This window comes from Hyalangium sp., from assembly GCF_035629615.1.
GTDB lineage: Bacteria > Myxococcota > Myxococcia > Myxococcales > Myxococcaceae > Hyalangium.
Genome location: NZ_DASPHO010000095.1, coordinates 1 through 12,991, shown reverse-complemented (window position 1 = coordinate 12,991; position 12,991 = coordinate 1). Strand labels below are relative to the sequence as shown.

Sequence of the window (12,991 nt, the reverse complement as noted above, 5' to 3'; positions counted from 1 at the left end):
TAGAGCGCGTCGTCTGGCAGCCGGAGGAGGTGCTGGCGCGGATGGAGCCGGTGGTGCGGGAGATGCACACGCGCAACGGGCTGACGGCGCGGGTGAAGAGCTCGCCCATCTCGCTGCGGATCGCGGAGCGGGACGTGACGGCGCTGGTGGCCGATCACTGCCCGCTGGGAGAGGGCATCCTCTGCGGCAACTCCATCCACACGGACCGGCGCTTTCTGTTCCGGTACATGCCGATGCTGGAGCGGTACCTCCACTACCGGATGGTGGACGTGACGAGCCTGAAGGTGCTCACGCGGGCGTGGTACCCGGACCTGCCGGAGCCGCGCAAGAGCCCATCGGGGCACACCGCGCTGGCGGACCTGCGCTCGAGCCTCGCCGAGCTCGCCTACTACCGCGACACGTTCTTCCGGCCTCACCCCTCGAGCTCCCCCCTGTAGGGTGGGCCGGGCCGCGGCTCAGGCGCGCTTCGGGGGCGGGCTGAGCCGCTCTCGCAGGACGTGCTTCTGCACCTTGCCCAGCGCGTTGCGCGGCAGGGCGTCCACGAGCTCCACGCGCCGCGGCTTCTTGAAGCTGGCCAGCCGGTCCTTGCACCAGTCCACCAGGGCCTGTGCCTCCGGTGCGGGCTGTCCCGCCGCAGGCACCACCACGGCCACCACCTGCTCGCCAAAGTCGGGGTCCGGCAGGCCCAGCACCGCCACCTCGGCCACTCCGGGGCACGAGGCGAGCACCTCCTCCACCTCCCGCGGGTAGATGTTGAAGCCACCGCTGATGATGAGCTCTCGCGCTCGCCCGGTGATGTGGAAGTAGCCGTCTGTGTCCCGAAAGCCCAGGTCTCCCGTGCGGAACCACCACCCGTCCGGCTCGAACGCCTCGCGCGTGGCCTCCTCCCGCCGCCAGTAGCCGGAGAAGACGTGCGGGCCACGGACCTCGAGCTCTCCCGCCTCCCCGTCCCGCACCGGCTTGCGCGTGCGCACGTCCACCACGCGCGCCTCCTGGCCGGGGAAGGGCATGCCCACCGTGCCAGGGCGCCGCTCGCCCTCGTAGGGGTTGGTGGTGTTCATGATCGTCTCCGTCATCCCATAGCGCTCGAGGATGCGATGGCCGAGCTCGGCCTCGATCTCCTGGAAGAGCTGGGGACTGAGCGGCGCGGAGCCCGACACCATCAGCCGCAGGGGACGGGGACGAACCCCCGTCCGCCGCGACTCCTCCAGCAGCCGCCCGTACATGGTGGGGACGCCGAAGAACATCGTGATGGCCGGATCATCCCGGAGCGCCTCCAGCACCTCCGAGGCCACGAAGCGGCGGCGCAGGTCCACGCTGGCGCCCGTATAGAGGGTGCCGTGCAGCCCCACCATGAGCCCATGCGTGTGGAACAGCGGCAGGGCGAGCAGCAGCCGGTCCTCGTCCGTCCAGCGCCAGGCCTCGGTGACGGCCCGGATGTTGGACAGCAGGTGGCTCTGCCGCAGCATGGCGCCCTTGGAGCGGCCGGTGGTCCCCGAGGTGTAGCCCAGCACGGCGATGTTGATGTCTCCAGGCACGGACATGATGCGCTCCGGCTCGATGGGCTCCGCGAGCAGCGCACCGAAGGAGTCCACCCGCAGCGAGGACGGGAGCGCAGTGTCCGGTGGCTCCACGGTGATGAGCCACTCCAGCGCGGGAAGGCCGGGCAGCAGCGGGGCCAGCTCGGCGGCTCCGGCGGCTCCCGTCACGCAGATGCGAGTCTCCGAGTCCGTGAGGATGTGATCCAGCTCCACCTGCCGGTAGGCCGTGTTGACCAGCACGACGATGCCGTGCGCGTACTGCACGCCGAGGTAGGCGATGACGAACTGGGGGCTGTTCTCCAGGAAGAGGGCCACACTCTCACCGAGTCCCTTGCGCCGGCGCAGGAGCGCCTGGGCAAACGCGGTGACGCGGCGGGCCAGCTCGCCGTACGTGTAGCGCTCAGCACCGAAGATGAGCGCGAGCCGATCCGGTGTCCGCCGGGCGTGCTCCAGAAATACCTGGAGGAGGCTGTGCGGACCTCGAGAGGAAGGCTCGTCAGGGTCGTCGTCGTCCGTCTCGGCAGGTAGCAGGGGCACGTCGGAGGGAGCCATGGCGCGCCGAGCCTACCCGCTCCGCCGGGCCGTGGCGCCCGAGCCGTGGCTCACTGCACGCGGACCAGGGGTACTGGCGTCGCCGGGTGGACCGATACCTGGGACATGGGCACGCGATAGGTGAAGCTGAGCCCGTCCGGATCCGTGGGAGGCAGCAAGTCGACTGGGAGGCCTGCCCCGCATACCTCGATCAGCTGCGCGATGATGCCGCGCACGAAGTACGGATCCAGCCCCGGCCGGTGGGTGATCGCGGACCGGAAGTCCTGCAGCACCTCCACCGTGACTTCGATGTCTCCGTTGGGCAGCTCGCGCGACTGGGCCCGCGCGAAGTTGATGCCCGTCTGGAACACGCGCGTCATGTGGCTCAGCATCCTGCGGGCGCCCCACGTGCGCGCCATCCCGAAGAGCGCCTTGCCCATGGGCGTGGAGCCGAACCCCTCGAGCGCCCGGAGCCCCAGCTGGTACCGCGCCTCCTCGCGAGGCAGCTCCGGGAAGCGCAGCTCCGCGCAGAGCTTGAGCGTCCCCAGCAGCGTCACCAGGGGATAGGCGCTGAGCAGAGGCCGGGTGACATCCACGCCCAGGGCCAGCAGCCGCCGCCGGGCCTCCCCGTCCAGCCGATCCTTCATCGCGTGGATCAGCAGCCCCTCCATGAGCTGGTCGAAGGCCACAGGCTCTTTGCGTCGAGGCTGCTCGAGAGGCATGGCGTGCACGCTCTGCTCCTGGGGCTTCGTGGGGGGATGTATTCGCAGGGGGAAGTGTCAGTGGGCGAGCGGGAGTTTCAGCTGTCCGCCGGAGCGTCGTAGTCCGGCGTCAGGTCCACCGCGTTCACGGTGAGCATGTGGTAGATGGTGATGTTGCTCAGCCAGAAGAAGATGGCGCCGAAGCTCACGTACACCAGCGGCGAGCCCGTCCACACCTGCAGCGGCGTGCCGAGCACCTTGTCCGCCACCCAGCCGCCCAGCCACTCCACGCACCACGCGATCACGGTGCCGTAGGCCACGCGCCGCCACACCGGCAGGCGCTTCGGGTAGAACCAGTAGTAGTGCAGCGTCCACATCAGCCCGATGCCCACCGCCCACATCATCAGGCTGGCGAACGAGAACCAGTGGTACGGCGAGGCCGGGTACACCCACCCCCAGTCACCCTGGGCGATCCGGAAGAGCTGGTTCTGCGTCAGCTCCAGCAGCCAGAAGATCGGCGTCAGGTAGAGGATCTGCGTCGCCAGCACGCGCGCGTACGTGAGGAAGGATCTCTCCTGAACTTCCGTGGCCAAGGTGAGCGTGTTCAACTTTCCCCTCCGGGAATGGCGGACGTGCGGATTGGCGTGTGAGGCGGTGGGCGGATTGAAAGGGCAGCGGCCGTTGGCTGGCTTCTGTTCAACCGACAACCGGTTGCGCCAGGACGCCACGGTGAAACTCGCACGGCGCCCGCGATCAGAAAAGAGGCGACAAGACCGCACATGGCTTCATGTAGGACCGACGCAACAGGTCGGGTCCTCACTTCCAAGTCAGTGGGTTATACGCACGGCAGCCGCACGGTGAAGGTGGTGCCGGTCTCCATGGAGGAGGCCACGTCCACGGTGCCGCCGTGGCCCTGGACGATCTCCCGGACGATGTAGAGGCCCAGGCCGATGCTGCGGCTCTGCTGCCCTACGGTGGGGGTGCCCCGCGTGAGCGGCTCGAAGAGGCGAGGGAGCAGCTCGGGCGAGATGGGCGTGCCCTGGTTGTGGATCTCGAGCAGGGCGGACCCTGGCTCCGTGCGGGTCCTCACGCTCACCGGAGTGCCCGGCGGGCTGTAGGCCAGCGCATTGCCCACCAGGTTGGTGAGCACCTGGGCGATCCGGTCCGGATCCCACTCTCCGTTACAGGCTCCGCTCGGCTCCAGGTGCACCTGCCGCTCCGGGTGCGCCTGCAGCACCTCGTCCACCACGTGGTGGGTGACGTCCACCAGGTCCATGGCCCGCCGCTTCAGCGGGATGCCATTGCCCAGGCGCGCCTGGGTGAAGTCCAGGAAGTCTCGGATCAGCCGCGTGGCCCGCTCGCACGAGGAGGAGATGCGTTGGGCCGCCTTGAGCTGCTTCTCGGTGAGCCCCGGGCTGATCTGGAGCAGCCCCGCCGCCATGGTGATGGCGCCCAGCGGGTTGCGCAGATCATGAGACACGATGCCGATGAGCTGCTGCTCGAACTCGGTCCGGCGGCGCAGCTCCTCTTGATCTCGCTGCTGCTGCTGGAAGAAGCGGGCGTTCTCGATGGACAGCGCCGCCTTGCTCGCGAGCTCCTCCAGCACCCGCAAGTCCTCGGGCGTGAAGGGACGCCCCTGCGAGGAGCGTGCGGTGGACACCGTCCCGATGACGCGCCCCTGCACCCGCATCGGCACGATGAGGTAGGAGTAGACGGCGAAGTCCTTGAGCGCGGCGGCGTACGCTCGCGGCGTCTGGGAGAGCAGCTCCTCCAGCGAGGTGACCGCGCCCCACAAGGGCTTGCCCGTCTGCGCGACGCGGCCGGTGAGGCCCTCGCCGAGCCGCACCGGGGAGGCGTCCAGCGCCTGGCGGAGCTGCTCCTGGAGGACGAGATCCACATGGCGCACGGCGACGTGCTCCAGCAGGTCTCCCTCCGCGGCGCGCAGGTTGAGGATGCACGAGTCCCCGAGGTGCCGCACCACCTGGTGGGAGATGGCGTCGAAGAGCGCGGGCAGATCGCGGTGGGCGGCGCTGAAGGCATCCGAGGCCTCGGTCAGCACCTGGAGGCGCGCGGCGGAGGCTCGCACCCGCTCGTTCGCCAGCTGCTCTTCCTCGTAGAGCTGGGCCCGGTCGATGGCCTGTGCGCAGGCATGGGCCACCGCGGTGAAGAAGGCCCGGTCGTCCTCGCTGAAGGTCCGCTCGCTCACGAAGGAGAGCCAGATGGCCCCCAGCACCCGGCCTTTGACGAGCAAGGGCAGCGCGGCGGCACCGTGGGTGGTGGCGTCGAGCTCCACGTGCGGATAGCGCGCCAGCCAGTCCGCGCGCGAGGACAGCCAGTAGGGCCGGGCCTCCCGGGCCGCATCCGTCAGGGGCAGGGAGAGCGTCAACGGCATGCGCCGCCATCGCTTCAGCCCCTCCTCGCGGTACCCATGGGACTGGACCACCTCGAGCGTCTCTCCGCTCGAGTCCAGCAAGCAGACGGCGCCCGCGAGGGAGCCCAGTGGGGCGAGCCCCTGCTCGAAGAGGGCCCCCATCACCTGCTCCAGGGAGGTGGCCTCCGCCAGCAGGGAGGTGAGCCCCTGGAGCCGGGCGATGTAGTAGGCGGCCCGGTGTGCAGCCTCGCGAGACAAGGCCTCTTGCCGGCGCAGCAGCTCCGCCTGGCGTTGCACCTGCTGCTGCGCCCGGGACAGCTCGATGAAGACGGACACCTTCGAGCGCAGCACCTCCGCGGAGAAGGGCTTCTGCAGGTAGTCCACCGCGCCGTGCGCGTAGCCCGCCTTCACCTCCGTCTCATCACGGCCATAGGCGGTGAGGAAGATGATGGGGATGTTGCGGTTGCGCTCGCGCTGCTTGATGAGGGTGGCCGTCTCGAAGCCATCCATTCCCTCCATCTGCACGTCCAGGAGGATGACGGCGAACTCCTCGGAGAGCAGCAGCCGGAGCGCCTGCTCGCCCGAGAGGGCCTTGACCAGCCGCACCTGCAGCGGCGCGAGGATGGCCTCCAAGGCGAGGATGTTGGACGGGTTGTCGTCCACCAGCAGCACGCTCGTGTCGACGCTGTGCCCTTTAGCGACAGGGCGCCGGGACTCGTCCAGCTCCCAGAGAGGAACGGGAGAGTCCAGCCGTCCCCCCACCAGGCTGGACGCGGAAGCGCCCAGCCGAGGCGCCCACTTCATGGTCTCGAGAGTCTTCTCCTGGGGGTTCAAACGCCAGCCCTTCCACCTTTACGAGGACCTTCAGCATACCCGCCACGCGCGCTCAGGACAGAGGCACGATGCTCCCTGAGAGTACAGGTCAACCCACCGGGTGGAGGGGGAGATTCCCCGGGGTGCTTCGCTCCCAGCGAGCGGTTGGCTGCTTCAACGGGAACGGAAGGTAGACCGGGCCCTCGTTGCCTGGCCGGTCAACTCCAGAGGTAGGGGGAAATTCCCTACAAGCGGCTCAGGGGACGGAGAGCAGCTCGATGTCGAAGATGAGCACGGAGTGGGGGGGGATGGAGTTGCGGCCCTGCGCGCCGTAGGCCAGCGCGGAGGGGATGACGAGCTTGCGCAGCCCGCCCACCTTCATGCCGACGACGCCCTCCTCCCAGCCGTCGATGACGCGGCCCTGGCCCGGGGTGAAGGAGAACGGGGCGCGGCCCGCGGACCTGGAGCTGTCGAACTGAGTCCCGCTCGGCAGCCACCCCGTGTAGTCGACAGTCACCTGGCGCCCCCGGGTGGCCTCGTCGCCGGTGCCGACGCGGACATCCTGCAGGTAGAGCCCGCTCTCGCGGCGCTCCATGGCGGTCAGGTCCACGCCCAAAGCCGGCGCGTAGGTGATGAGCGCCGGATCTCCCGTGTTCGTCTCTTCGCCACAGCCGAGCGATAGCAGGAGCACGGAGAACATCAGGCAGCGGAGCATGGGGCAGGCCTCTTCAGGTGAGAGCGCGGGTGGGGCGCGAGAATGGCTCACGGGGCGCCGCCTGGGAAGGCGGGCCTCAGCCGCCCTTCAAGGTCCGCACCCGGTCTCCCATGGGAGGTGGGTCGTCGTTGGGTACCCGGAGGTCGATGACGGTCGGCACCTCGCCGCTGAACAGGTCCTCGCGCAGCACCGCCGGCCAGTCCGCCAGGGTGTCCACGCGGAACGAGCGGGCGCCCATGCCCCGGGCCATGGTGGCGATGTCCATGGTGCCATAGTCGAACTCTTCCTGGGTGCGCCCGAAGAGCATCCGGTGGCCCCAGCGCACCATGCCGTAGCTGCTGTTGTTGAGCACCACGAAGACGATGGGCATGCGGTACTGCAGCGCCGTCAGCACCTCAGAGCCGTGCATGGCGAAGCAGCCGTCACCGGTGAGGCACACGGTGGGCCGCTGGTCCGCCAGGTACGAGCCCAGGGAGTTGGCGATGCCCGAGCCCATGCCGCCATAGTTGATGGAGATGTCGAAGCCATCCTCGGACGAGCGCCAGTAGTGCAGCGCCCACATCATGTGCTCGCCGATGTCACAGCTCAGCCGCACGTCCCGGGGCATGCCCTGGGCCAGCGCCTCCAGGTGCGAGGCGATGATGAGGCCCGAGCTCGACCCGGTGGGCTTCTCCGGGGGGGGGGGCAGGGGGCGCTCGGGGAGCACCGCGAGCAGCTGACGCAGCACCTCGCGCAGATCCGCCACGAACGCCAGGTGCGGCTCGTACTGCCTGCCGAAGACGGCCGGGTCCAGGTCGATGTGCACCATGCGCTTGCCGACAGAGAGCTCCGAGGACCAGCTCGCCGTGGCCGTCTCTCCCAGGCTGCTGCCCAGCACCAGCACGCGCTCGGCCCGGGCCACCGCCTGGCGCGCGGCCGGGGTGCCCGCCTGGCCGTAGACGCCCATGCCCAGCGGGTCCTCCTCCGAGTAGCTCCCCTTGCCCGCGGCCGACGTCACCACGGGCCAGCCGAGCCGCCGCGCCAGGGCGCCAAACGCCTGGGTGGCGCGGGCCTTCCTCACGCCCGAGCCGGCGAGGATGACGCCCGCATCCGCGCTCAGGAAGTCCACCAGCAGCGCGAGCTGCTCCTGGCTCAGCCCGCCCACGCTGGGAATGCTCCCCAGCTCCGGCACGAGCGGCGTGCCCACCTCGCCGCGCTGGACGTCGAGCGGCAGCGACAGGTGCACCGGCCCCTGCGGCGCCGAGAGCGCCAGCCGCATGGCCATGCGCAACGAGCGCGTCAGCTCCGAGGCCTGGGGCACCTGGATGGACGCCTTGGTGAAGGGCCGGAAGCTCGCCGCCATGTCCATGGTCCACGGGCTGGACTCCTGGGCCGCGTTCAGCCCCATGTGGTCGGTTCGCACCTGCCCGGTGATGGCCAGCACCGGGAGGCGCTCGCGCATCGCCGAGGCACACCCGCTCAGCAGGTTGGTGGCCCCCGGCCCGGACACGGCCATCACCACCCCCAGCTGGCCCGAGTTCCGGGCGTAGCTGGCCGCCGTGAGCGCCGCCGCCGCCTCATGGCGCGACATGATGAACTGAAGCTCGGGGACCTCGTTTAGAGCGTCAAACAGTGGACTGACTGAACCACCTGGAATTCCGAAGATGTAGCGGACTCCCGCTTTGGCCAGGAACCGCAACGCGTGTTCGGCTGCCCTCATGTGCAATGCTCCCAGGGTCAGCAACTTCTTCTCCCCATTTCTTGGAGATCGAGGAAGCGGCTGGATCGCCCCTAGCGTATGGAGAAGACTGGGGGGTTTCAAAACCCCTCGGGTCTGACGAGGACGTTTCTGTCGGAGCCTCGCCATCGAGAGGACCTCGGAGCGATGACACTGGGCACGGTGCCAAAAGTAGGTCTGGTGGGACTGGGGTATGCGGTACCTCCACATGTCCGCACCAACGAAGATCCCGTGCTCCGAGAGCTGCTCGAGGCCGAGCGTCGCAAGGGGACGAGGGAGGCGGAGCTCTTCGTGGGCATTCAGGAGCGGCGCTACCTGAAGCCCGGGGAGACGGTGGAGCAGCTCATGGTGGCGGCCGGTCGGCAGGCCCTGGAGCAGGCAGGGGTGAGGCCCGACCAGGTGGAGCGGCTGTATGGCTATGCCACCGTCTCGGAGGCGCTCACGCCCAACGGGCTCTTCGCGGTGCACCGGCACCTGGGGCTGTCCTCCCAGGCCATGGTGCTCCCCCTCAACAGCGAGTTCACCACCTTCATCGCCAGCGCGGTGCTGGCCTGGGAGGCCATCGCGTTGGGGCGCTGCACCCATGCGCTGGTGGCGTGCGGCAGCAACTGGACGCACCACGTGGACTACACGAAGGCGCACTCGCACGTGGCGGGAGACGGGGCGGGGGCGGCGGTGATCGGCCCGGGGCCTGGGCTGCTGGAGTTCGTGGACTCCGTCTTCGATACAAAGAGCGAGCTGTACGAGGTGATGACCATGGCGGCCCGGGCCGACTCGAGGGGTGGCCCCGAGCACGTGCCCACGCCTACCTACGAGATTACCTCCGCCGGCCTCCGCGCCTTCGTGGACTATGGGCTGCTCGAGCCCCCGCGCCTCGTCGCCTCCCTGCTGGAGCGCCATGGGCTGCGCCCGGAGCAGGTGACGCTCATCACCCACCAGTCCTCGCGCACGATGCTGGACCACTGGAAGCAGGCCCTCCAGCCAGGGGCCTACTTCGACACCTTCAGCGAGTACGGCAACCTGGGCGTCGCCAACATCCCCGTCACGCTCAGCCGCTTCCTGGCGCAACTGAGCACGGAATATGTGGTGCTCATCTCGCCGGGCACGGGGCTCCACATCGGGGTGCTGTTGCTGCGGCGCTCGCAGGCCTGAGCCGGGAGGCGTGAGCATGGAGGCGGAGCTGGAGGAGCAGTCGCGGCGGGTGCTCGAGCGGTGCCGGCGCGAGGGGCTGAGGGTGGCGCTCGTGGAGGCGTGCGCCGGAGGGCTGATCTCCGCCAGCCTGACGGCCATCCCCGGCTCCTCCTCGGTGGTGGACGTGGGGCTGGTGCCCTACTCGAACGAGTCGAAGCAGGAGCTGCTCGGAGTGCCGCAGGCGCTCCTCGAGGCGCACGGCGCCGTCAGCGCGGAGGTTGCGGGCGCCATGGCCCAGGGCGTGTTGGCGCGCTCTCGTGCGGAGGTGGCCCTGGCCGAGACGGGCATTGCCGGGCCTGGGGGAGCCACGCCCTCCAAGCCCGTGGGGCTCGTGTTCCTCGCGGTGGCGCGCCGCGGAGGCGAGCTGACCGTGGAGCGCCACGTGTTTCCCGGGGATCGCCGGGCCGTCCGGCTCGCGGCGGCCTCGCGAGGGCTGGCCCTGATCCTCGAGAGATTGGGACCTTGAACCCGGAGCGAGAGTGTGGAGGGATCAGACCCAAAGCTCGCTGTCGGGTGTCAGTGTATGATAAGGAAGCTCTCTGCCTGGGCTCGGCGATGGAGCGAAGGAGCGACGGGTGTACCAGATTCAGGTCGACAAGGTTAACGGCATCGTGGAGATCATCCTCGACGGGTACATCCGCGTGGAGGAGATGCAGCGGTTCGCCGAGGAGATGAAGCAGCTCGCGCCGACCCTCGCGGGGCGGGACATCAAAGTCAAAGCGGATGTGCGCACGTTCAAGCCGGCCTCGCCCGAGGCGGCGGAGATCCTTCGCAAGGTGCAAGAGACGGGGCTGCGCACGGGCGTGAAGCGGGTGGCCGAGCTGGTGGAGAGTCAGATCGTCGCGCTGCAGCTCAACCGCGTGGCGCGCGAGAGTGGCACGGACAAGATCCTCCGCCGCTTCTGGGATGACGCCGCCGCGCGCCAGTGGCTCCTCTACGGAGACGGCGCCGAGGAGGGCAAGCTCCCGTAGGTTCTGGAGGCGCCGGCGAGGCTGGCGCCTCATGCAGGGACGAGCCCGAAGCTTGCCGCGAGCAGCGCCGCGAGCGCACCGTACATGGGCACGTTGAAGGTGAAGGTGAGGCGGTTGATGCGGCGGAAGCGCTCCTGCTCCTCATCGGCGAACCAGACGCCCTCCTCGCCTGTCGTGGCCCCCTCCACCGCGTGGAAGAAGAGGGCCGCGTAGAGGATCTCGATGACGAGGCTGACGAGCACCAGCCCCACGAGCGCCAGCGCCCAGAGGTCCACACGCGAGAGCGAGCCTGTCCAGTGCGCGTGGTGCCAGGCCAGGCCGCCCAGCACCAGGACGATGCACAGCACGTCATGGCCAATGCCGTAGGGCGGGCGCCAGCTCTTGGAGACGTAGAGCATGTACATCTCCGCGACGCCGCGAAGCCACATGGAGGCTCCGAAGAGGCCGAGCGCCCCGCGCGCTGCGGGCGGCACCGCCGGATCCAGCGCCACCGCCGGGCAGACGATGAACCAGAAGTAGACGGCGTAGAAGAGCCACGCCACCTTGGGCGGGGAGATGCGGCCGCCGCGCGAGCCCTGGCGGTTCTGCCTGCGCTGGAAGAGGACGCCGAGCAGGACGAACACGCCCAGGAGGGCGAGGAGGAGGGTGCGGGTGAGCGGCGAGAGCATTCAGAGGCGGCGGGGGCGAGGGTAGTGCTCGGGGTACTGCTGGAGGTACCACGCGCGCAGCCGGGGCAGGTGGTGGGTGGCCACCTGGGGGTGGAGGTGGTGGACGATGTGGCACCCCACGTGGAGCGGCGCCAGCAGCAGCCGGCCGAGCCACCCCTGGCCGTGATCCGCCGTGGAGATGAAGATGCCCTGGAGCGTGCGGCCCTGGTGGCGGGCGGGGGTGTGCTCGGCGAGCAGCCGGTACGCTGACAGGGCCGAGGCTCCCATCAGCGGCAGCGCGTACCCGAGCCCCACGGCGTGCGGCCAGCGCCACGCCAGCGCGAGCACCGCGAGGTGGAAGAGCACCTGGCCTGCCTCGGCGCGGGCGCAGGCGAGCACCTCCTCGCTGTGGGTGAGCTCCTCGCGGGAGCGGTCCAGCAGGAAGAGGCGACCATAGAGGTTGCGCAGCGAAGGCACGGCCCAGGCCAGCAGGCCCACGGGCCCGCGCACCACCCAGAAGGGCACGATGAGGATGAGAAACAGCCACAGGGGCACCGCGTGCCACCACGGCCCGGGCGGCACCTTGTCGTAGGCGTCCCGCTCCGTCCCCTCGTGCTGGTGGTGGCGGAGGTGGTGGTAGCGCATGGCATTCCACGTCGTGGCGAGGGGGTAGCCCGCCAGGCACTCCAGCAACCAGAGGCCCGGACTCTTGCGGCTCACGGGCAGGTGCACCGCGTCGTGGAGGATGACGCCGAAGGCATGCAGCCGGCCGGCGATGAGCGCCACCAGCAGCGGCGCCGCGGCGGGCACCAGGGCCATGCCCACCTGGCACGCAGCAATCAGGGCCCACTCTCTGGCGGCCATGCGGACGAGCTCCGGCACCTGGGCGCGCACCAGCAGCTCGCTCGGCACGAGGGCGCGGGGCGGCAGGGGCGGGGGAGCGGAGGAGGAGGAGGACGGCAGCAACACGGGCCCAGTGAAGCGGGCGCGGGGACGGGAGGCAAGTGCGGGGCTCGGCTGGACAGGGCGCCTCCTGCCAAGGCACGCTCGGGGCATGCACCCACCGACGCGCGTCGAGCGCTGGGGCTGGCTCTGGCCCCGCTGGAACGACCCGCGCCTGCCTTTCGCGGTCCTCCTCACGCTGTACGGCGTGCTGGGCTTCTCTTTCTTCGGGTTCAACCGCAGCCCCGCGCAGATGGCGACCATCGTCGTCACCGGCAGCGTGCTGGACATGGCGCTGGGCTGGCTGCTGCGCCGGGAGAAGGTGGTACCGCTGAGCGGCTACATCTCCTGCTGCTCGCTGGCGCTGCTGCTCAACTACTCGCACCACAGCTGGCTGCTGCTGCTGCCGGTGTGGCTGGCCATTGGCTCCAAGTACGTGCTCACCTTCGAGGGGCGGCACGTCTTCAACCCCTCCATGTTCGGGGTGGCCACGTCGCTGCTGCTGTCGCGCGAGCTCATCACCTCGGCGCCCGCCTACCAGTGGGCCAATGGCGAGGTGGCCCTGTCGGCCTTCATCGTCATGGCGGCGCTGGTGCTCTTCCTGTTCCGAGTGGGGCGCGGCTGGCTGGTGGTGAGCTTCCTGCTGTTCTACGCGGCGCAGACGGGCCTGCGCGCGTACATCATGCGGCACCACCTGCCGCCCGAGGTGCTCTTCCTGGGCACGCTGGGGGCGCCCTCCTTCTTCATCTTCGTCTTCTACATGCTCACCGATCCGTCGACGTCCCCAGGGACGCGCCGGGGGCAGGTGCTGCTCGCCTTGGCCATCACGCTGGTGGACCTGGTGCTGCACT

At 69.6% G+C, this 12,991-nt stretch carries 12 protein-coding genes and 1 pseudogene; 5 read left to right on the top strand and 8 right to left on the bottom strand.

The features are described from left to right. The coding region (orn, locus tag VD972_RS04350) for an oligoribonuclease (RefSeq protein WP_324981188.1) at positions 1-437 on the top strand (437 nt) is incomplete at its 5' end. Positions 438-455: 18 nt separating this feature from the next. On the opposite strand, the gene VD972_RS04345 is transcribed toward orn, so the two are convergent. From VD972_RS04345 to VD972_RS04320, 6 genes are all read right to left on the bottom strand, one after another. After that, positions 456-2,093, bottom strand: a complete 1,638-nt coding sequence (locus tag VD972_RS04345) for an acyl-CoA synthetase (RefSeq protein ID WP_324981185.1) — start codon at positions 2,091-2,093, stop codon at positions 456-458. A gap of 50 nt (positions 2,094-2,143) precedes the next feature. Beyond that, positions 2,144-2,794: a DUF2378 family protein gene (locus VD972_RS04340; protein WP_324981191.1), complete on the bottom strand. Its 651-nt coding sequence runs from the start codon at positions 2,792-2,794 to the stop codon at positions 2,144-2,146. Between the two features lie 77 nt (positions 2,795-2,871). Next, positions 2,872-3,381 carry a hypothetical protein gene (locus VD972_RS04335; RefSeq protein ID WP_324981182.1) on the bottom strand — a complete coding sequence of 170 codons (510 nt, stop codon included), beginning with the start codon at positions 3,379-3,381 and terminating at the stop codon, positions 2,872-2,874. A gap of 227 nt (positions 3,382-3,608) precedes the next feature. Beyond that, complete coding sequence (locus VD972_RS04330) at positions 3,609-5,948, bottom strand: GAF domain-containing protein (protein ID WP_324981180.1); 2,340 nt, start codon at positions 5,946-5,948, stop codon at positions 3,609-3,611. A gap of 265 nt (positions 5,949-6,213) precedes the next feature. Further along, a complete protein-coding gene (locus tag VD972_RS04325; protein WP_324981175.1) occupies positions 6,214-6,672 on the bottom strand; it encodes an FKBP-type peptidyl-prolyl cis-trans isomerase in 459 nt (152 codons plus the stop codon). Positions 6,673-6,748: 76 nt separating this feature from the next. Next, positions 6,749-8,371, bottom strand: coding sequence for a thiamine pyrophosphate-binding protein (locus VD972_RS04320; protein WP_324981172.1), 1,623 nt, complete (start codon positions 8,369-8,371; stop codon positions 6,749-6,751). A gap of 165 nt (positions 8,372-8,536) precedes the next feature. On the opposite strand from VD972_RS04320, the gene VD972_RS04315 reads away from it, so the two are divergent. From VD972_RS04315 to VD972_RS04305, 3 genes are all read left to right on the top strand, one after another. Then, the gene (locus VD972_RS04315) at positions 8,537-9,541 is read left to right on the top strand and encodes a 3-oxoacyl-ACP synthase III family protein (RefSeq protein ID WP_324981169.1); all 1,005 of its coding nucleotides are present in this window, start codon (positions 8,537-8,539) and stop codon (positions 9,539-9,541) included. Between the two features lie 16 nt (positions 9,542-9,557). After that, complete coding sequence (locus tag VD972_RS04310; protein WP_324981166.1) at positions 9,558-10,046, top strand: CinA family protein; 489 nt, start codon at positions 9,558-9,560, stop codon at positions 10,044-10,046. 109 nt (positions 10,047-10,155) lie between these two features. Then, on the top strand, positions 10,156-10,551 hold the full coding sequence (locus VD972_RS04305; RefSeq protein WP_324981163.1) for an STAS/SEC14 domain-containing protein: 396 nt from the start codon (positions 10,156-10,158) through the stop codon (positions 10,549-10,551). A gap of 29 nt (positions 10,552-10,580) precedes the next feature. On the opposite strand, the gene VD972_RS04300 is transcribed toward VD972_RS04305, so the two are convergent. Next, entirely contained in the window at positions 10,581-11,219 is a 639-nt protein-coding gene (locus VD972_RS04300) for a hypothetical protein (protein WP_324981160.1), read from the bottom strand. Continuing rightward, positions 11,220-12,167 carry a fatty acid desaturase family protein gene (locus tag VD972_RS04295; RefSeq protein WP_324981157.1) on the bottom strand — a complete coding sequence of 316 codons (948 nt, stop codon included), beginning with the start codon at positions 12,165-12,167 and terminating at the stop codon, positions 11,220-11,222. An 85-nt stretch (positions 12,168-12,252) separates the two neighbouring features. Between VD972_RS04295 and VD972_RS04290 the strand changes: the two are divergent. Further along, a pseudogene (locus VD972_RS04290) lies at positions 12,253-12,991 on the top strand (hypothetical protein); the annotation flags it as partial.